Origin of the sequence: Nonomuraea sp. CA-143628 (genome assembly GCF_050942315.1) — a bacterium.
Lineage (GTDB): Bacteria > Actinomycetota > Actinomycetes > Streptosporangiales > Streptosporangiaceae > Nonomuraea.
The window spans coordinates 11,443,445-11,462,866 of the sequence record NZ_CP192072.1 but is presented as its reverse complement, the minus strand read 5'-3'; the positions used below and the strand labels follow the sequence as shown (position 1 = coordinate 11,462,866).

The following is a 19,422-nucleotide window of genomic DNA, read 5'->3' as shown; positions in this document are numbered from 1 at the left end:
GAAGGTCAGCGGGCCGGGGCGCTGGGTCTGACCGGTTCGTCGTCGGTGGTCGCCGGTTCGTCGGCGACCGCCACCGCGACCGCCGAGGCCGCGGCGCCGCGGCGCTGGAAGCGCTGCTGGGTCTGGTCGAGGATGACCGCGACGATGATCACGGTGCCCTTGATGAAGATCTGCCAGAACGTCGAGACGCCGACGATGACCAGGCCGTCGGCGAGGAAGCCGATGACCAGGGCGCCGACCAGAGTGCCGCGTACGTTCCCGCGTCCGCCGGACAGGGCGGCGCCACCGATGACGACGGCCGCGATGGCGTTGAGCTCGAAGCTGTCGCCGGCCTGCGGCGCGGCCGAGGTGAGCTCGGAGGCGATGATGAGGCCGGACATCGCGGCGCAGGCGCCGGAGATCATGTAGACGATCACCTTGACGCGCTGGACGGGGACGCCGGTGAGCTCGGTGGCCCGCTCGTTGCCGCCCGTGGCGTAGAGCCAGCGGCCGAAGGGCGTCGAGCGCAGGAGTACGGCGACGACGGCGGCAAGGATGATCATGATCCAGATCGCCACCGGAAGGCCGAGCGGCCGGCCGCCGCCGATCCAGTCGAAGCCGGTGTTGTGGGTGCTGGGGTCGCCGCCGAGCTTGGGATAGGTGGTGCCGCCGGAGATCAGGAGCGCGGCGCCGCGCGCGACGTACAGCATGCCCAGCGTCGCGATGAAGGGCGCGACGTTCAGTCTGGTGATGAGCAGGCCGTTGATGCTGCCCATCACGGTGCCGGCCGCGATGCACAGGATGACCACCGCCCACACCGGCGGGTAGGCGATGACGCCGAACAGGCTCAGATGTACGCCTTGGAGCAGTTCGCCGGCGATCACGCCCGACAACCCGACGATGGAGCCGACCGACAGGTCGATGCCGCCTTTGAGGATCACCAGCAGCATGCCGAGCGCCAGGACGGCGTTGATGGCCACGTGCTTGATCATCGTGATCAGGTTGTCGACGGTGAGGAAGGAGTCGGACAGCAGTGCGAAGACGATGATCAGGACACCGAGCGCGATGAACGCACGTAGCTCGAAGATCGAATTGAGCGTCTTCAGGCGGCGGGCCTCCGCCGCCGCCCGGCGGCGTTGACGCAACACGGCCGCGTGGTCGCTGGTCAGGGTGTCAGCCATGGCTAACCTCTTCGGTGGTGTCGGCGCTGTCGGCCAGGCTCATTGGCCAACCTCTTCGGTGGTGTCGGCCAGGCTCATCAGCTGGTCGCGGGTGATCTCGCCGGCTCGGAGGTCGGCGATCAGCCTGCCGCGGACCAGTACGAGCAGGCGATCGGGAATGTGCAGCGCCTCTTCGGCCTCAGATGTGGTGAACAGCACCGCCAGGCCGCGCTCCGCCTGCCGCGCCATCAGTTCGAAGACGTCGGCCTTGGCGGCGACGTCCACGCCGCGGGACGGTTCGTCGAGCAGCAGCACGCGGGGGCCGGTCATCAGGGCCTTGCCGATGACGACCTTCTGCTGGTTGCCGCCGCTCAGCGAGCCGATCGGGGCGTCGGGGCCGCTGGTCTTGACGGTGACATCGGTGATCATCGACTGGACGGCGGCGCGTTCCTTCGTGCGGTTGACGAAGAGGCGGCGTACGAAACCGGTCAGCGCGGCCAGGGACAGGTTCTGGCCCACGCTCATCGTCTGGACCAGCCCGTCGCGCTGGCGGTCCTCGGGGACCAGGGCCAGCCCGGCCTGGATGCGGCTGCGTACGGTGCCGACGACCGGCTTCCCGTACAGGCGGATCTCTCCCGATTCCGCGTGCAGGCGGCCGGCCAGGCACTCCAGGAGTTCGGTACGGCCGCTGCCCATGAGCCCGTAGATGCCGACCGTCTCCCCGGCGCGGACGGTGAGCGAGACGCTGTCGACGGCCAGGCGATCGGGGTTGGCGGGGTCGGCGACCGACAGCTCGACCATTTCGAGCGCCACCGGCCCGAGCTTGGGCTCGCGGGCCGGGAAGAGGTCGTCCTGGTCGCGGCCGACCATCTTGCGTACGACCCAGGCGAGGTCGACGTCGGCGGCGGCGGCCGTGGCGACCATGGAGCCGTCGCGGAGCACGGCCACATCGTCGGCGATGTCGAGCGCCTCTTCCAGGTGGTGGGAGATGTAGACGATCGCCACGCCTTCGGCCGTGAGCTCGCGGATGACCTGGAAGAGGACCTCCACCTCCGGGGCGCTCAGCGCCGACGTCGGCTCGTCCATGATCAGGATCCGGGCGTCCTGCAGCAGCGCGCGGGCGATCTCGACGAGTTGCTGCTGGCCCAGCCGCAGGTCGCCGACCATCAGGTCGGGGTTCAGCGCCCCGTCCAGACGGCGGAGCACGCCGGCCGCCAGCGACCGCATGGTCGCGCGGTCGACGAGGACTCCGCCGCGGGTCCGCTCCCGCCCGAGGAACAGGTTGTCCTGGATGCTCAGGTTCGAGCACAGGCTGAGTTCCTGATGGATGATCGAGATGCCGCGATCGGCCGCGTCCCGAGCGCTGCCGAACTCGACGGTCTTCCCGTCGAGCTCCACGTGGCCGGTGGTGGGCGACTCGACCGCGCTGAGGATCTTCATCAGCGTCGACTTGCCGGCGCCGTTCTCGCCGAACAGCACCACCACGCGCCCCGGGACGATGTCGAGCGAGACCCCCTTGAGCGCCTGCGTCCCGCCGTACACCTTGGTGACGTCGACCGCGCGCAGCACCGGGGTCGGCGCCGTCACGACGCCGCCTCGACGGAGATCGGGGTGATCGTCAGCACGTCGGCGGTCAGCGGCGTCATCGCGCCGACCACGGTGACCTTCTTGCCGTCGAGCGACGGGACGTCGAGCGACGACAGCACCTTCGCCTTGACCTCGTTGTTCAGGGCGGTGCCCGCGTCGGCGTAGTCGACCTGGTTGACGAACTGGCCGAACGCGATGAAACCGACCGCGTCGCGCAGCGCCGTGCCGTTGATGGCCGGGCCGATCTGCACCTGGACCCTGGCCTTGCCGATGCCGGGCACCTCGACCGGCAGCAGGCCGCTCTTCGCCGAACCGGCGGTGCCGGTCAGCGTGACGGCGTAGCTGTACGGCCCGGTGCCGGCGCGGTGGCCGTACTTCTGGCCGGCCGCGTCCGTGTCGCCGGCGATCGCCTTGCTCAGCGTGACGATGTCGACAGCCTTGCTCTTGATCGCGGGTACGACCTTCGGCCCGTAGGTCGCGGCGCCGTAGCGGGCCGGGTCGAACTTCGCCTGCTCGCCGGCGCGTGGCGCGGTGTCCGAGCGGTACGTCGTACTGGCGATGATCGCGATGATCACGAGCACGAGCGCGATCAGGCTGCCGCGGCCCAGCGTGAGCCGGCCCGGCCGGGTGGATTGCACTGCTGTCATGACGTACTCCCGTTCGCGCGTGCGCCGAGGTCGCGGGCGACCGTGAGGCGCTGGTGCCATCTCGCCGCGGCTGCCCTGCGGTGCTCCGCGCTCCAGTCAGGGGTGAAGATCTCCACGTCGCCGTCGGCCCGGCGTTCGAGATCGCCGGTGGTCCACAGGCCCAGTCCGAGACCGGCCAGGTCCGCCGCGCCGCCGGCCGAGAGCTCGTGATGCCGGGTGCGGGCCACCTCGACATCGCTGAGGCCGGCCTGCAGCCGCATGAGCGCGGTGCTGCGGGTCAGGCCGCCGTCGGCGACGATCCGGCGCAGGCCCGGCATGGCGGTCAGGACGTCGTCGACCTGGTGCGCCACCGACTCCAGGGCCGCCCGCGCGAGCTGCTCCCGCCCGGTGCCGAGATCGAACCCGGCCAGCACCGGCACCGCCCGGGGATCCCACCAAGGCGCTCCCAGACCGCCGAAGGCCGGTACGAGGGTGACGTCGCCCGCGTCGGAACCGGTCGCCAGGTCGACGACCTGGTCCGCGGAGACGCCGAGCAACTCCGCCAGCCAGGTCAGGGTCCGGCCGGTGGAGCGGATGTTCGCTTCCCTGGCGAACGTCGGCCGCTGCCCGGTCGACCAGGCGATCGTGTCGCAGACCGGACCGCCCAGGCCGCCAGGCGACTCCGCGACCGTCATCACCGACGATCCCGTCCCGTAGGTCACCTTGACCACGCCCGGCCGCCAGCCCGCGTGCGCGAACAGCGCGGCGTGCGAATCGCCCAGCACCGCGAGCACGGGTACCCCGGCGGGCAGCGGGTCCAGGCCGCGGACCGTGCCGAAGGGGCCGGTGGAGGCGACGACGCGGCCCAGCGCCGCGCGGGGGACGCCGAAGATGTCCAGCAGTTCGTCGTCCCAGTCACCGGTGGCCAGGTTCAGCAGCTGAGTGCGGGAGGCGTTGCCCACCTCGGTGACGAACTCGCCGGTGAGCGCGTCGAGCAGCCACGCGTCCACGGTGCCCAGGCGCAACTCGCCGCGCCCGCCGCGCTCGCGCGCCGGGTCGTGCCGGTCGAGCAGGGCGCCCATCTTCAGCGCCGAGAACATCGGGTCCAGCGGGAGCCCGGTACGACTCCGGACCAGGTCGCCGTACCCTTCGTCCAGGAGCTGGGCCGCCCGGTCCGCGCCGCGCTGGTCCTGCCAGCCGACCAGCGGCGCGACCGGCCGGCCGGTCGCCGCGTCCCACAGGACCACCGACTCGCGCTGGGTGCTCAGCCCGATCCCGCGTACGGCCCGCGGATCGGCCTGCCGCAGGCAGGCGGCGACGGCGTCGCGGACGCTGCCGAGCAGCTCCTCGGCGTCCTGCTCCGCCAGCCCCGGAGCCGGATGGCTCTGGGACAGCGGCGCACTGGCGCGGGCCACGACCTGGCCGGCGGCGTCGACCAGCAGGGCCTTGGTCGAGCCGGTGCCCTGATCGATGGCGAGGACGAGCGGTTCCATCAGACCCGTCCCAAAGCCTCACGGGCGGCCTTGACGATGCCCTCGGCGTTCAGGCCGAAGTGGTCGAGCAGGAAGGACGTGCTTCCCGTCGGTGCGAACGTCGGGACGCCCAGCATGCGTACGGGGACCGGATGACGCTCCGCGACGACCTTGGCGACGGCGGCGCCCAGACCGCCGGACAGCAGACCCTCCTCCGCGGTGATGATCGCGCCGGTCTGCTCCGCGGCGGCGACGACCTCGGCCACGTCCAGCGGTTCGACGAAGGTCATGTTGACCACCCGCGCGGTGAGGCCCTCCGCGCGCAGGAGTGCGGCCGCGTCGAGGGCCCGCGAGACCATCGTGCCGATCGCGATCACGGTCACGTCGTCGCCTTCGGCCAGGCGCGTCGCCCGGCCGGCCTCGAAGGGCGTGCCCGCCGGTGTCACGGCGGGGACCTTGAAGCGGGGGATCCGGATATAGGAGGGGAGACCGGACGCCGCGGCCCAGCGGACGGCGTCGCGGGTCTGCGACGGGTCGGCCGGGACGACGATGCGCAGCCCGGGGACGGCGCGCATCCAGGACAGGTCCTCGATGGAGTGGTGGGTCGGGCCCAGCTCGCCGTACGCCATGCCCGGACTCTGCCCGCACAGCACCACGTGCCGGTCGCTGTAGGCCACGTCCGCCTTGATCTGCTCCAGGGCGCGCCCGGTGAGGAACGGCGCCGCGGCGGAGACGAAGGGGATGAAACCGGCGTTGGCCAGGCCGGCTGACACGCCGACGAGGTCCTGTTCGGCGATGCCGACGTTGATCAGGCGGTCGGGGAACTCCTCGCGGAATTTGACCAGATTGCTGGATCCGACCGAGTCATTGCAGACCGCCACGATCCGCTCGTCGGCGCGGGCCAGGGCGGCCAGTTCCTCGCCGAAGTCGACGCGGCAGTCGAACGTGGGGGCCTGCTCGGCGAGAGCGGTCATCGGCTCAGCTCCTCGAGCGCGAGCTGGACCTGCTCGTCGGTGGGCACCTTGTGGTGCCACTCGACCCGGTCTTCCATGAATGAGACACCCTTGCCCTTGACGGTGTTGGCGATGACGGCGACGGGCTTGCCCGTCGACGACGGCGCGTACGCCTGCTTGATCGCCCGATGGTCGTGGCCGTCGATGACGCGCACCTCCCAGCCGAAGCTCGCCCACTTCTGGTCGAGCGGCTCCAGCGACTTGGTGTCCTCGGTACGCGCGCCCTGCTGCAGCCGGTTGCGGTCGACCACGGCCGTCAGGTTCGCCAGGCCGTAGTGGGCGGCCGTCATGGCCGCCTCCCAGTTGCTGCCCTCCTGCATCTCGCCGTCGCCGAGGACGACGATGGTGCGCCAGGTCTCACCGCGCAGCTTCGCGCCGAGGGCACAGCCGGTGGCGACCGGGAAGCCGTGCCCGAGCGGGCCCGTGTTGGTCTCCACGCCGGGCACCTTGACCCGATTGGGGTGGCCGTTCAGCGGCGACAGCGGCGCCATGTACTCGGCGAGCCGCTCCTGGGGGAAGAAGCCGCAGGAGGCCAGCGTCGAGTACAGGGCGGCGGCGCAGTGGCCCTTGCTCAGCACGAACCGGTCGCGCAGCGGGTTGGCGGGGTCGTGCGGGTCGAGCCGCAGCGTCCCCCACATGGCGGTGACCAGCAGGTCCGTCACCGACAGGTCGCCACCGACGTGCCCCATCCGGGCCGCCTGGATGGTCGTGAGGATGTCGCGCCGGATGCGGGTGGCGATTTCGGCCAGTTCGGGGGCCGCCTCGTCGGGCGAGGCCACGCGCAGGCGCGCGCTCCGCTCGACGTAGGCGTTGGCGACGGGCGCGTCCAGTTCGAGGGGCCTGGACGCGATCTTCACGGCGGTCATGCGGACTCGCTCTCGGCGAGTGCGCGGTAGAGCGCCCGCTTCGCGATGCGCTGGGCGCCGAGGGCGTCCTGCGCCGACTGGGCGGCGGCGAGCGCGTCACGGTCGAGGTAGCCCAGTGCGTGGTGGAAGGCGCGCATGGTACGGATGCCCGCCCGCGCCGCCTCGACGGAGTCCTCGCGGAACGGGAACTGGTCGAGCTGCCAGACGCCCTGCCAGCCGGCGTCGCGCAGGGCGAAGAAGAACTCGAACGTCTCCAGCAGGTGCACAGAGCCGACGACCATGTCGTCGTCCCAGCCGCGGAAGTTGTCGTTGACGTCGATCGCGAAGAGTTTTCCGCGGCTCATCGCCATCTTGGCGGCCTCGGCCGGCGTCTCGCCGCCGTACAGAGAGTGGCCGAAGTCGAGCAGGACGCCGACGTTGTCCACGCCCATGTCCTCGATCGCGAGCAGGGTGCGCGCGACGGAGGAGAAGACCATCCGGTTGCGCGGCTCGCGCGGCTTGTACTCGATCGCGAACTTCAAGTCGGGGAAGGCCTGCGCGAGCTCGCGGACCGCCCCGACCGACTTGTCCCACAGGTCGGTGTAGTCGGCCTGGAAGGGATAGTCGTAACCGTCCTGCCCTGGCCACAACTTGATGTAGTCGACACCCAGCTCACGCCCGACCTCGGCCGCGGCCGCCACCAGGTCGATGGCGTCCTGGCGTACGGAGGGGTCGGGGTTGGTGAAACCGCCCTTGGCGAACTTGCCGGTGTAGAACTCGGGCGTGACCGCGATCGCGCGCAGGTTCTGCTCGTCGAGCGCCGCCCGCACCTCGGCGGTGCTGATGCCGCCGGGCGGAAACGGCCAGTTCAGGTCGACGACGGACAGGTCGCCCACCGCCCCGGCAAGCTTGATGCAGTCCAAGACCGTCTTCGGCTCGCCGTAGCCGTCGGTCGCATACCGGTCGACATAGGTGGCGAAGTGCCAGATGCCGGCCCCGTAGACCGGCTCATCGTGGGGCTGAATGTTTATGCGATCACGATCAGACATGCAAGCAAGTTACGGGAGGATGAAAAGAGGTGTCAATGGGGTGCCCTTGGTCATGTGTCGGCAACCTTGACGACATCCAGGAGCAGCATGAATACTGCGCATGCTATTCGCCACTCAGCGGTGAATAGGTATTCGCAGAAGGAGTTGCCGTGCCCCCCTCCAGACTCCAAGCCCCCCGGAGCAGGCGACGTATCCGGGCATTGACCTGCGCGATCGCGGCTCTCGGCATGACTGTCGCCACGCTCCCCGCGGCGGCCGAGGCCGACAGCCTCCACCCGGAAGGGACCCTGCCCAGAACGGTCGTCACCACCGACATGGAGCAGGACGACTACGCCTCGCTCATCCGCTATCTCCTCTACACCAACGAGGTCGACACCGAGGGGATCGTCTACAGCAGCGGCAGGTTCCACTGGTCGGGAGATGGCAAGGGCACGACGTTCTTCCTCCCCGGCCGGGAGTACACCACGCCGCAGACGTCATGGCGATGGACCGGGACGCGGACCATCCAGGACCAGGCCCTGCGCGCGTACGCCGAGGTCTACCCCAATCTGCGCAGGCATGACCCCCGCTACCCCACGCCGGGCGAGCTGCAGTCCAAGGTCAAGATCGGCAACATCGAGTTCGAGAACGAGATGGCCAAGGACACCGAGGGCTCCGACCTCATCCGCGACCTGCTGCTGGACCACGATTCCCGGCCCCTGTACCTCCAGGCGTGGGGCGGCACCAACACGATCGCCCGCGCCCTCAAGTCGATCGAGGACCGCTTCGGCAGCACGAGGCAATGGCCGCGCGTCAAGGCCGCGGTCTCGAAGAAGGCGGTGATCCTGGCCAGCGGCTTCCAGGACGACACCTACGCGCAGTACATCGCTCCCGTCTGGCCGGAGATCCGCGTCGAGAACCTGGCGGCCGGCTATGCCACCTGGGGCTACAACTGCGAGCGCGGGCAGGGCAACGTCCGTGGTCTACCGGCTGACCGCGTCTACTTCAGCGGCGCGTGGATCAAGAAGAACATCCAGATCGGGCCGCTGGGCTCGCTCTACCGGTCATGGCTGGACGGCCAGTCGATGCCGGGCGACCAACTCGACATCTTCGGCGACCCCGAGCGTGCGGCCGGCGGCTGGTGCAAGCCGCTGGCGCCGTACGACTTCCTCTCCGAGGGCGACAACGTGGCCTTCAACCCCTTGCTCAAGACCGGCATCGAGGAGCCGGAGAACCCGCTGCTCGGCGGCTGGGGCGGCCGGGCGACGCAGACGACCACCACGCCGAACCTGTGGACCATGGCGGGCACGGAGAAGGACGAAACCGGCGCCGACGTCAAGAACTACACGACGCTGCGATGGGCCGGAGCCGCGCAGAACGACTTCGCGGCCCGGATGCGGTGGACCCTGACCCCCAAGTACCGCGACGGTGACCACCCGCCCACGGTCGACATCGACGGCGACGACACCGTCCGGGCCCGGCCCGGCTCCGTCGTCACGCTGGCCGGCCGCACCACCGATCCTGACCGGGACTCTGTGACGCTCCGCTGGTCGCAGTACAGAGAAGAAGGCAGCTACCCCGGCACCGCCACCATCACCGACCGTGGCCACGGCCGGGCCGCCGTCACCGTCCCGGCGGACGCGACGCCGGGCCAGACCATTTCGATCATCCTCCAGGGCACGGACAACGGCACGTTCCCCCTCACCCGCTACGACCGCGTGTTCATCCGGGTCGTCTGACGATGCGCGACATCACCCGGCGAGCTTGTTCTGCCCGCTGGGTGATGTTGGGTCAGTAGGCGGCGTCGAGTTTCGCTCGTTGTTCCGCCGTCAACTCCAGGTCCGCCGCGGCCAGACTCTCGTCCAGTTGCTCGACCGATGAAGCGCCGATCAACGGGATCATCGGGACCTCGCCGCCGATGAGCCAGGCGAGCACCACCTGGTTGACGGTCGCGCCTGTCTCCTGGGCCACTTCCCGCAACGCCGCGAGACGCTGAGGTGTGCCCGCGTGATCGAAGGCGACGCCAAGCGGCTTGTCGTGACGTACGTAACCGCCGCCCAGCAAGGGCGAGTAGGCGACCAGCGCGAGTTCGGGCTCGGCTCGCAGATAGCTGAGCAGATCACCGCCGACCACGCCGAGGTTGCCGTCCTGAGAGCGCAGCGTCGGAAGATCGGTGCGCTGACGGAGATACGTGTGGTGATATTGCACGACCTCATAGCCGGGCAGCCCCGCCGCGGCCGCCAGGTTCCGGGCCCGCTCGAGTCGCCATGTCCAGTGATTACTGGCCCCGAGCAGACCAACAGCGCCTTCCTCGACCAGGCCGGCGAAACCCTCGACCGTCTCCTCCAGCGGCACCTTGGAACCTTCGAGGTACGCGTGTGCGTACAGGAGATCCAGCTTGTCCACGCCAAGCCGCTCCCGGCTGCGCTCCGAGGATTCCCGGATCACCCGGGCCGACAAGCCCTCAAGGTCATGGCTAAGGGTGGACGAGGGAACGTTCGGCCGCCCGCCGAGCTTGGTGGCGATGACGACCTCATCCGTGATGTCGCGGCTGCGTTTCCAGCGGCCGAGCAGCGCCTCGCTCTCACCCCCCTGAGTGCCGTTGACCCAATAGGCATAGTTGTTGGCCGTGTCGAGGAAGGTGCCGCCGGCCTCGACGAAGCGGTCGAGGATGGCGAACGACGTCGCCTCGTCGATGGCGGTGCCGAACAGCATCGCGCCAAGACTCAGCACACTGACCTGACGACGAGTCTTCGGATCGCTGCCGATCATGCGATACCTCATGGGAATCCCCTCCACATTGAGCGTTGGGCGGGATTGTGCACCCTAGAGTCGACTCGAGGTCAATCCGGAGATGAGGCCGGGTCAGGCGCGCTCGAAGGGGAGCACCTCCGTCAGGTGCTGGATCAAGGCCCCGGGATTCCTGGTCTGCGTCATGATCCGGCCCGGCCCGGTGAACTCGAAGACCAGCCCTTCGCCGGACTTGAGCGACTGGATCGTCTTGCCCTCGACCGCCCGGCGCAGATCGCTCTTGACCGTCTCGTCGTAGGCGACCAGGTGCCCGGAGTCCACCACGACCCGCTGCCCGGCCGCCAGCTCGATCACGTCCATCGCGCCGTAGCAGCCGAGCACGACGACGCCCGCGCCCTGCGCCTTGATGAGGAAGCCGCCCTCGCTGCCGATGAGGTTGGACATGCCACCCCACTTGGTGACGATCTCCACGCCGTCACTGGAGGCGATCCACGATCCCCTGGTCAGCATCAGCGCGTTGTCGCCGCGTACCTCGGCCGCCTGGACATCGCCGGGCAGGTGATGCGCCACGTCCACCCAACCGCCACCTTCTGGAGCGGTGTAGCGGGTGGTGAACAGCGACTCCCCGCCCAGCGCCGAACGCGCCAGCCCACGCAGCAGGCCACCCTCCACCTTGGCCTGGAGCTGAACCCCCGCGCTCGTCGCGTACATCGCGCCCGCCTCGACGCGCAGGGTCTCCCCGCCGTCCAGATGACAGCGCGCGACCGCGAACGAACCAGGGTGACGGATCTCAGTCTTCATGTACGCCCTCCGCTCCGACCAGCTTGTGCGCAGTGACTCTGCCGGGCGGCCATACACGATTCGTTGACGCCGCATAGACGCTCAGGGAAGGCGCTCCTTTTCGGCTGGTCGCGGCATCGGGGCGGGGAGCGTCCGCTCCGGATGGAACAGCCCCAGCAGGCGAAGCGCGGGTACCGTCATCACGGTGGTGATCAGCGCCATCATCACCAGCACCGTGAACGTGCCCGGACCGATCACGCCGATGCTGAGCCCCGTGCTGAGCACGACGATCTCGGTGACGCCGCGCGCGTTCATGAGGACGCCGAGGCCGAGCGCGAGCCGTCCCGGCATGCCGCCGGCCCAGGCGGTCACGGCGGCGGTGCCGAGTTTGCCGAGGACCGCGGCCACGAGCAGCACCGCCCCGCCCAGCAGCACCGTCGGATCGTCGAAGGCCATGCGTACGTCGGCCTGCAGCCCGATCGAGGCGAAGAACACCGGCAGCAGCAGCGCGCGGTTGAGTGAGGCGAGACGGTCGGGGACCGTGCCCAGGACGCGGGCGTTACGGGGGATCACGACGCCGGCCAGGAGCGCGCCGAAGATCGCGTGCGCGCCGATGACGTCCGTCGCCGCCGCCAGGGAGAAGATCAGGCCCAGGACGAGCACGAGACTGGCGGGTGCGGGCAGCCTGGTCGCCGCGTACCTGTCGGCCAGGGTCTTGAGCGCGGGGCGGAGCACGAGGAGCGCGACGAGGACCAGGACGGCGGAGAGCAGCATCGTGGTCAGCGCGCCGGCGGGGGAGCGGGCGTGCGCGAGCGCGATCACCGCGGCGAGCGCACACCACGCGAGTACGTCGGCGATGCCGGCGCACAGGATGGCCAGCGAGCCCAGCCGGGTGCCGGTCAGGCCGACTTCCTGGAGGATCCTGGCCAGCACGGGTAACGCGGTGACGCTCAGCGCGGTCCCGATGAACAGGACGAACTCCGTCTTGCCCGCCGCCGGGCCGGCGAGCGCGGAGGCGAACGGGATCGCCGCGACCGTGCCCAGAGCGAAGGGGACGGCCACCATCGCCAGGGCGGCGACGCCCACGACGGTGCGTTGCCCGCCCAGGGCGGTGTGGTCGAACTCCGTTCCCACGGTGAAGATGAAGATCGCCAGCCCGGCCTGGGCGAGCAGGTTCAAGTGCTGCGTGGCGGCGGCGGGCATGATCAGCTCGGTCGCCGCCGGTGCCAGCGCGCCCAGCGCGGACGGCCCCAGGAGCAGCCCGGCCACTATCTGTCCCACCACCGAGGGCTGGCCGATCCGGCGGGCCACGACGCCGCCGAGCGAGGCCAGTCCGCCGATGACCGCCACGGCGAGGAACAACCTCAGGATCGACTGGATGGGCGTCGACTCCGCGGCCGGCTGCACCACCACCGCGCGCTGCACCGGGTGTACGCCCCAGCCGAAGACCATCAGGAGCGACACGGCGGCCACGGCGGTCAGCGTGAGCGCGATCACCAGACCCCAGGCCGGGGCGGGCAGGAGGCGTTGTTCGGTGTCTTCGAGCGGGTTCTGTCCACGCATGCTTACGCCTCCTCCGGCGGTCCGCGATGGCTACATGGGCGCTTTGAAGGGCTCAGCCGATGACCGGGCCGCTCGCCCGCCGACCAGCAGCAGCGCGCCGACGGCGGCGATCATCCCGACGGCGATGACCGGTACGAGGGCCTGGAAGCCCGGCCCGGCGACCACCAGGCCGAACATCGGCGGACCGAGCAACGACCCGAGGCTGCCCGCCTGAGCGACGACGCCGTTGCCGACATCGGCGTGGTCGAGGCGGTCCAGCACCATCGGGAGCGCGGCGAAGACGAGGGCTCCCAGGAACCCGTTCTCCATCGAGATGATCGCCGCGCCGACCTGCGCCGCCGTCAGCGAAGCCGCGCCGCCGTACATGAGCCAGGCCGCCGGGACGGTGAGGAGGCCGACCAGCGCGAGCACGCGGACCGGCGTGCCACGGCGAAGCAGCACTCCCACGGCCAAGCCGCCGAGCGCGCTGAGCAGGGAGATCACCGAGGTCACCGCGCCGGCGGCGGTGGCCGTGCGGCCGTACTCCTCGATGAGGAGCGTGGGCAGCAGGACGATCACCGGAATGGTCACCAGCGCGCCCAGGCAGAAGGCGAGGGCTAGTGCCGCCGGCCACTTCAGGGCCCCGATCCTGGGAACGGGTCCGGCGGCCGCCTGCCGGCCGGACCCGCGCGGCAGCCGTACCCAGACCACCAGGGCCATCGCCAGCGTCAGCGCCGCGATCAGCCCGATCCAGCCCCGCCAGCCCAGAGCGGAGCCCAGCGCGCCGCCCCCGAGGGTGCTCAGCCCGATGCCGACGGCGACGAACGTGGCCCAGATCGACAGGGCGGTGCCGCGGTCCCGTTCGCGGGCCAGGCGGAGGATCAGCGCCGGGCAGGCGATGGTGACCAGGACGTATCCGGTGCCCTCGACGCCTCTGGCGGCCAGCAGCCAGCCGAAGTCGCCCGCCAACACGCTCGCCGCGCTCGCCGCCGCGATCAGGACCAGCCCGGTGATCAGCGACCGCTCCGTGCCGAAGCGGCGGACCAGGTATCCGGCGGGCAGGCCGACGACGGCGCCCACGCCGACGACCGCCGAGATCACCCAGCCCAGTTCCGACAGCGACAGCCCGAGCTCACCGGCCACCGCCGGCCCGACGGAGGCGAACTTGCCGAGGCTCATCGCCGCGGCGACCCCGCCGAGGTAGACGAGGGCGATCAGCACCCATGGGGAGCGCTGCGGCGACTTCTCCCTCGGTTCCGTGGTGTCCGGCGTTGGCTGACGGTCCATGTATCTCCTTCGATCTAATCTGGTTCATCCGTCGCTGTGGTCAGGCGTGCCTGGATGGCCACCAGTCCGGCTCCGGCGAAGGAGAAGCGCACGTCGGCGGACCGGCGATGGCGGGACACGCGATGACCGTCCTGGACATGGATCCACAGCCAGGCCGCGTCCAGGTCCAAGGCGACGGGGCCGGTGCCGGTGGATGGGCGGGGAGGTACGGCGTACCGGCTCAGTGGCGCCAGCAGTTCGGTCGGCAGTCCGATGAGGTCGACGTCGAGCACGTGGGAACGGCCATCCATGTCAACGGCGAGCAGGACGCCGCAGGTGAGCGCCACGACGGAATCGGCGCAGGCGGGGGCGGCCAGACGCAGTTCGAGCAGGCCGGAGGACGCGCGCCAGCCGGCTCCGTCCGCGGGGACGAGCCGGTCGTTCGTGGTACGGATCAGCATCGCGACACGTTCGAGGCGAGGAGGCCGATTCCCGATTCGGTGACGTCGACGGCTCCGGCCGACAGCAGGACGTCGATCGTCTCAGGGACGTCCCCGCGCAGCAGCACTCCCTGGAGCACGACCAGGTTCTCGTCCGCCAGGTCCGACCCGGCGCGCCACGATCGGCCGGGCATCGCGGTGACCACCTGGGGCAGGCTTTCGGCCAGCGTCCGGACCGTCAGCAGCACGTGGGACGGGCCGACCCAGGCGCCACGTAGCAGCAGCGCGATGTTCTGGATCACGCCGCGTTTGCCCTTCTCGGCGTACGCGGCCGGGTTGGCGATCAGTTGCGCGCCGCAGGTCCGGATGGTCTCGATGATCCGCAGGTTGTTCTGGCGGAGCGAATGGCCCGTCTCCACGACGTCCATCATCACATCGGCCAGCTCCGGGATCTTGGCTTCTGTCGCGCCGTAGGACACGACCACCTCGGCCCGCCGTCCGGCGGCCTGGAAGAAGCGGCGGCCGATGTTCGGGTATTCGGTGGCCACGCGGACGCCGTCGGGCAGGTCGCTCACGCTGGTGGCGGGGTGGTCGGCCGGGGCCGCGAGCACCAGCCGCCATGGCCGCTCGGTGTTCCTGGAGTAGTCGAAGGACTCCGCCACCTCGACCTTGGCCCCGGTCTCCTCGATCCAGTCGGCGCCGGTCAGCCCGAGGTCGAACGTCCCGCTCTCGACCGCCAAGGGGATCTCGCGCGGCTTGTAGAACGCGACGTGCGTTACGCCGGTGTAGTCGATCACGCCACGGTACGACCGTTCGGAGGGTCGCCGGATGGGCAGCCCCGCGGCCGCGAACAGTTGCAGGGCCCGCCGCTCCAGCGACCCCTTCGGCAGTACGAGGGAGAGCATGATTCCTCCTCGGGAACTACACGTGCAGAAGACGGTCGATGCCGGTGATGGGCGGTTCGGCGAGGTCGGCCGGACGTACTTCTATTTCGCCCACCACGAGGTCCGTCGGCCAGGAGTCGACGATGGTGCCCACGCAGCGGGCGACCGACCGCGTGCTCATCTTGTGCGCGCCGTCATCGCCGTCCAGGTTGGCGATGGCTCCCGGAGAGACGAGGCAGGCCCGGACCCCGTTGCGGCGTTCCTCCAGCAGCAGCGTCTCCACCAGCGCCTTCAGCCCGGCCTTGGTGGCGCTGTAGGCGGCGCCGCCCTCGAAGTAGCGGGTGCCGGCGTGGCTGCCCATCGCGACGAAGACGCCACGGCCGGCCCGCAACGCGGGCAGGACGGCCTTGACCAGGTGGAAGCTGGCGCTGAGGTTGATCGAGACCAGCCGCTCCCAGTCCGCCTCGCTCAACTCGGCTATCGGGTCGAGAACCCGCTCGACCGCGTTGGACACGCAGACGTCGATCCGGCCCGCCGCGTCGAGTATCTGGCCGACCCCGCTCCTGATCTGCGCGGGGTCGGCCAGGTCGCACCGGAGCTCCCCGAGCCAGTCCTCCCTCGCCAAGGACCGGTTCAGGGAGAACAGGCGGTAGCCGCGGTCGCGCAGTTCCTCGGCGATGGCCTTTCCGCTGCCGCGATTGGTGCCGGTGACCAGCGCGACCCGGGCGTCACTTGATGACATCGAGGACGCGACTCCACTGGTTGACGATCTCGTCTCCTTCGACGCCATCGCGGAACAGGTCCTTGTCCAGGGGGGATCCGTCCTCGTGCCGCAGCCGGATGCAGTCCTGGGAGATCTCGGAGATGACGGTCAGCTGGCCGTTTTCGGCCTGCCCGAAGATGAGGCAGAAGTCCCACACGTCCAGCGGGCGCAGCCACGATCGCAGCACCTCGTTGACGGCGAGCGCGCGTTCGCGCATCTCCTCGACCGGCAGCCCGAGGACCCGCAGGTAGTCCTCGCCGATCGGCTGGTCCTCGGGGTCGATCCGGTAGTCGAACTTCACGACCGGGCGGGGCAGCGGCGCGCCGTCCTCGAACAGGCCGGGGTACTTCCGGGTGGTCGACCCGGTCGCCCTGTTCTTCACGATCACTTCGAAGGGCGGCGCGGGGCAGTAGTCGGCGAGGTAGGAGTCTTCGCCGACCCGTTCCCTGAACGCGCACCGCACCCCCGCGGCCTCGATCATGGCCGCGGCCCTTTCGTAGAAAGCGAGCCGCAGCGGTCCTGTGCGCTCGACGATTTCATCACGCTGGTAGGTGAAGCTGCGCAGGCTGGGGATTATCTGCACAAGGCACCGCCCGCCGGGCAGTAACCACAGACGCTTACTGCGCCCGATGATATCCGGGCTTCCCCGGGTCGCTTCGTGGTCCACGTCGCCTCCACAACACCGCCGACAATGGCCCACACAACTTGATATGCGGCGACCGGTTTGTCAACCCTGGAAAAAGGTTCACTTGACGGCGCTCTCGAAACCTTGCTATGTCGCCGCCGAGTCGCCTGGCCCGCGCGTGATCGGCTCCGCGTGATCTCTTTTCTTTTCATCGTGCGGGGAATCCGGAATATCGGCTGACCCTGGAAAAAGGAGTACTTGACGGAGTCCGGCCGGGCGAAGGTATTGTCGCTGGAATTGCATTTCGATCTTATTAAGCGCGGCCCGGAAGGAGAGGATCATTGTTGCAATATGAGCGTATCGCTCACTCGAAGATCACCAAAAAGTTCAGGGCAGAAGGACAACAGCTCCTGTTCTCGCAAGGCAAGAGAGGCGTGGTTTCGGACGCGAACGGCGTGCCGTACATCGACTTCGTCATGGGTTATGGGCCAGTGATAATCGGCCACTCGGACGACCTCTTCAACGAAATTCTCGGTGGCTATCTGACCAACGGCATCATGATGCCGGGGTTCACCACCTTCCACCAGGAATATCTGGAACGACTGCTGGGCGAGCGGCCCGGAGACAGGGGCGCGTTCTTCAAGACCGCCTCGGAGGCCGTCACCGCGGCTTTCCGGCTGGCCGCTATGCGGACCGGCCGGCTCGGAATCGTCCGCAGCGGCTACGTCGGCTGGCACGACTCCCAGATCGCCAACTCCCTGAAGTGGCACGAGCCGCTGCACTCGCCCCTGCGCGAGAAGCTCCGGTACACCGACGGGATGCGCGGGATCGGCGAGTCCGAGCCCGTACTGAACTGGGTCGATCTGCGCCTGGAGTCTCTGTCGGAGCTGCTGGAGCGGCACAGGGGCCGGTTGGGCTGCTTCGTCTTCGACGCCTACCTGGCCTCGTTCACCACGCCCGACGTGCTGCGGCAGGCCGTCGCGATGTGCCGCGAGGCCGGTCTGCTCACCGTCTTCGACGAGACCAAGACCGGCGGCCGGATCTCGGCGCTGGGCTACGACCATGACAACGGCATCGGCTCGGACCTGATCGTGATCGGCAAGGCGCTGGCCAACGGGGCGCCGCTGAGCATCCTGGTGGGTGGCGCGGACCTGCTCGCCCACGCGGAGCGGGCCCGGCTCAGCGGCACCTTCTCCAAGGAGATGATCGCTGTTTACGCCGCACTGGCGACCAGGGACATTCTGGAGAAGCCCACCCAGGACGCGCCGGACGGCTGGGCCGAGGTCGGCCGGATCGGCACCGAGGTGGCGGCGGTTCTCTCCGCGGCCGCCAAGGAGGCGGGGGTGGCGGACCTGCTCGGCGCCCGCCCGGTGCTCGGTGGCGGGATGTTCGAGCTGGTCTATCACGACGAAGCGCTCCTCGGCGACAAGGAGCGGCGTGAGGCGCTGCTCGGCGCTCTCACCGGCGCCGGCATCCTCCTGCTCGAAGGACATCCGTCCTTCGTGAGCCTGGCCCATCGTGACCTCGACTGGAGCGACTTCCACGATCGGGCGCGCCGCGCCTTCGAAGTCTGGAACACGACAACGGGAGCCGACCGTGGCTGATCTCCTGCGTCTCGCACTCGTCGGCTGCGGCCGCCAGATGCAGCAGAACCTCTTCCCCTTCCTGCAGCGCATCCGCGGCTACCAGGTCGTGGCCTGCGTCGACCCTGACCTGTCGCTGGCCGCCGAGGTGCAAGCCCTGGCCCGCGGCGCGGTCTGTGCCGACTCCATCGAAGCGATCGACCTCAAGAGCGTGGACGCGGCGATCCTCGCCGTGCCCCCGGAGCCCTCCTACCGGCTCACCCGGCAGCTGGCCGAACGCGGCGTCGACTGCTTCGTCGAGAAGCCGGCCGGGCCGTCCACCGACGCGCTCCAGGATCTGGAGCGCGTGGTGTGCCGCAGCGACCGGCACGTCCAGGTGGGCTTCAACTTCCGCTACGCCGAAACCCTCCAGCGGCTGCACGAGTTGAGCACCGACATCCGGTCCAGTCCGTGCTCGGTGACCATCGATTTCTACAGCCGCCACCCGTCCGCTCCGCAGTGGGGGGTGGACACGACCCTGGAGGCGTGGATCCGGCACAACGGGGTGCACGCCCTCGACCTGGCTCGCTGGTTCGTGCCCTCGCCTGTCGTCCAGGTGGACGCGCACGCCATCCCCGGCGCGCCCGACCGCTTCCAGGTGAACCTCTTCCTGCGGCACGACGACGGCTCACTCTCGACTCTGCGCATGGGCAACCATGTCAAACGTTTCCTGGTGGGGGTCGAGGTGCAGGGCATGGACGGCAGCCGCTACAGCGCCCCTTCCCTGGAGCGGGTGACGCTCGAACTGGCCGACGGCCTGCCGTACGGCCAGGAACTGCACAGCACGCGCAACCTGGACCACGGCTGGGCGCGCAGCGGGTTCGGACCAGAGCTCCAGGCCTTCGTCGACGCCTGCCGCGGGAGGCGGGACGGGCACCAGCAGAACGGGCACGCCAAGGACGCACCGTCGATCACCGATGCCCTGGCGGCGTCCGCGCTCTGCGACCGGGCGATGGAGGAGCTGAACGCGGCGGGGGAGAGCGGCTCCGGCCTGCTGAAGCATCCGGTCCAGGCGTGGGCGTAGGCGGAAGTCGCGGTG

Annotated in this window: 18 protein-coding genes; 3 read left to right on the top strand and 15 right to left on the bottom strand. The window is 69.7% G+C overall.

The window, feature by feature from the left end:
* Positions 1-5: 5 nt before the first annotated feature.
* From ACQP2T_RS51775 to ACQP2T_RS51745, 7 genes are read right to left on the bottom strand one after another with little or no spacing between them, the layout of a single operon-like run.
* Positions 6-1,160, bottom strand: coding sequence for an ABC transporter permease (locus tag ACQP2T_RS51775; RefSeq protein WP_364009698.1), 1,155 nt, complete (start codon positions 1,158-1,160; stop codon positions 6-8).
* Positions 1,161-1,199: 39 nt separating this feature from the next.
* Positions 1,200-2,726 (bottom strand): sugar ABC transporter ATP-binding protein, encoded by a 1,527-nt coding sequence (locus ACQP2T_RS51770; protein WP_433512166.1) that lies wholly within the window; start codon positions 2,724-2,726, stop codon positions 1,200-1,202.
* Positions 2,723-3,373, bottom strand: a complete 651-nt coding sequence (locus ACQP2T_RS51765; protein WP_433512165.1) for a DUF2291 family protein — start codon at positions 3,371-3,373, stop codon at positions 2,723-2,725. The genes ACQP2T_RS51770 and ACQP2T_RS51765 overlap by 4 nt, the downstream gene beginning before the upstream one ends.
* A complete protein-coding gene (locus ACQP2T_RS51760) occupies positions 3,370-4,845 on the bottom strand; it encodes an FGGY-family carbohydrate kinase (protein ID WP_433512164.1) in 1,476 nt (491 codons plus the stop codon). The genes ACQP2T_RS51765 and ACQP2T_RS51760 overlap by 4 nt, the downstream gene beginning before the upstream one ends.
* A complete protein-coding gene (locus ACQP2T_RS51755) occupies positions 4,845-5,798 on the bottom strand; it encodes a transketolase family protein (protein ID WP_433512163.1) in 954 nt (317 codons plus the stop codon). The genes ACQP2T_RS51760 and ACQP2T_RS51755 overlap by 1 nt, the downstream gene beginning before the upstream one ends.
* A complete protein-coding gene (locus tag ACQP2T_RS51750) occupies positions 5,795-6,703 on the bottom strand; it encodes a transketolase (protein WP_433512162.1) in 909 nt (302 codons plus the stop codon). The genes ACQP2T_RS51755 and ACQP2T_RS51750 overlap by 4 nt, the downstream gene beginning before the upstream one ends.
* Positions 6,700-7,731, bottom strand: coding sequence for a TIM barrel protein (locus tag ACQP2T_RS51745; RefSeq protein ID WP_433512161.1), 1,032 nt, complete (start codon positions 7,729-7,731; stop codon positions 6,700-6,702). Before ACQP2T_RS51745 ends, ACQP2T_RS51750 begins: the two co-directional genes overlap by 4 nt.
* A 227-nt stretch (positions 7,732-7,958) precedes the next feature.
* Between ACQP2T_RS51745 and ACQP2T_RS51740 the strand changes: the two genes are divergently transcribed.
* The gene (locus ACQP2T_RS51740) at positions 7,959-9,449 is read left to right on the top strand and encodes a nucleoside hydrolase-like domain-containing protein (RefSeq protein WP_433512160.1); all 1,491 of its coding nucleotides are present in this window, start codon (positions 7,959-7,961) and stop codon (positions 9,447-9,449) included.
* 52 nt (positions 9,450-9,501) lie between these two features.
* Here the strand turns inward: ACQP2T_RS51740 and ACQP2T_RS51735 are convergent, their stop codons facing one another.
* The 8 genes from ACQP2T_RS51735 to ACQP2T_RS51700 form a co-directional block, all read right to left on the bottom strand.
* Positions 9,502-10,494 (bottom strand): aldo/keto reductase, encoded by a 993-nt coding sequence (locus tag ACQP2T_RS51735; RefSeq protein ID WP_433512159.1) that lies wholly within the window; start codon positions 10,492-10,494, stop codon positions 9,502-9,504.
* Between the two features lie 81 nt (positions 10,495-10,575).
* Entirely contained in the window at positions 10,576-11,262 is a 687-nt protein-coding gene (locus ACQP2T_RS51730) for a TIGR00266 family protein (protein WP_433512158.1), read from the bottom strand.
* A gap of 81 nt (positions 11,263-11,343) precedes the next feature.
* Entirely contained in the window at positions 11,344-12,804 is a 1,461-nt protein-coding gene (locus ACQP2T_RS51725) for a cation:proton antiporter (RefSeq protein ID WP_433512157.1), read from the bottom strand.
* 30 nt (positions 12,805-12,834) lie between these two features.
* Positions 12,835-14,070 carry an MFS transporter gene (locus ACQP2T_RS51720; protein WP_433512156.1) on the bottom strand — a complete coding sequence of 412 codons (1,236 nt, stop codon included), beginning with the start codon at positions 14,068-14,070 and terminating at the stop codon, positions 12,835-12,837.
* 14 nt (positions 14,071-14,084) lie between these two features.
* The gene (locus ACQP2T_RS51715) at positions 14,085-14,510 is read right to left on the bottom strand and encodes a hypothetical protein (protein ID WP_433512155.1); all 426 of its coding nucleotides are present in this window, start codon (positions 14,508-14,510) and stop codon (positions 14,085-14,087) included.
* On the bottom strand, positions 14,504-15,394 hold the full coding sequence (hisG, locus tag ACQP2T_RS51710; protein ID WP_433512154.1) for an ATP phosphoribosyltransferase: 891 nt from the start codon (positions 15,392-15,394) through the stop codon (positions 14,504-14,506). The genes ACQP2T_RS51715 and hisG overlap by 7 nt, the downstream gene beginning before the upstream one ends.
* A gap of 16 nt (positions 15,395-15,410) precedes the next feature.
* Positions 15,411-16,115: an SDR family oxidoreductase gene (locus tag ACQP2T_RS51705; protein WP_433512153.1), complete on the bottom strand. Its 705-nt coding sequence runs from the start codon at positions 16,113-16,115 to the stop codon at positions 15,411-15,413.
* The gene (locus ACQP2T_RS51700) at positions 16,102-16,719 is read right to left on the bottom strand and encodes a phosphoribosylaminoimidazolesuccinocarboxamide synthase (protein WP_433512152.1); all 618 of its coding nucleotides are present in this window, start codon (positions 16,717-16,719) and stop codon (positions 16,102-16,104) included. The genes ACQP2T_RS51705 and ACQP2T_RS51700 overlap by 14 nt, the downstream gene beginning before the upstream one ends.
* Positions 16,720-17,195: 476 nt before the next feature.
* Between ACQP2T_RS51700 and ACQP2T_RS51695 the strand changes: the two genes are divergently transcribed.
* Together ACQP2T_RS51695 and ACQP2T_RS51690 are read left to right on the top strand one after the other, a co-directional pair.
* Positions 17,196-18,365 carry an aminotransferase class III-fold pyridoxal phosphate-dependent enzyme gene (locus ACQP2T_RS51695; RefSeq protein WP_433512151.1) on the top strand — a complete coding sequence of 390 codons (1,170 nt, stop codon included), beginning with the start codon at positions 17,196-17,198 and terminating at the stop codon, positions 18,363-18,365.
* On the top strand, positions 18,358-19,407 hold the full coding sequence (locus ACQP2T_RS51690; protein ID WP_433512150.1) for a Gfo/Idh/MocA family protein: 1,050 nt from the start codon (positions 18,358-18,360) through the stop codon (positions 19,405-19,407). Before ACQP2T_RS51695 ends, ACQP2T_RS51690 begins: the two co-directional genes overlap by 8 nt.
* Positions 19,408-19,422: the final 15 nt, after the last annotated feature.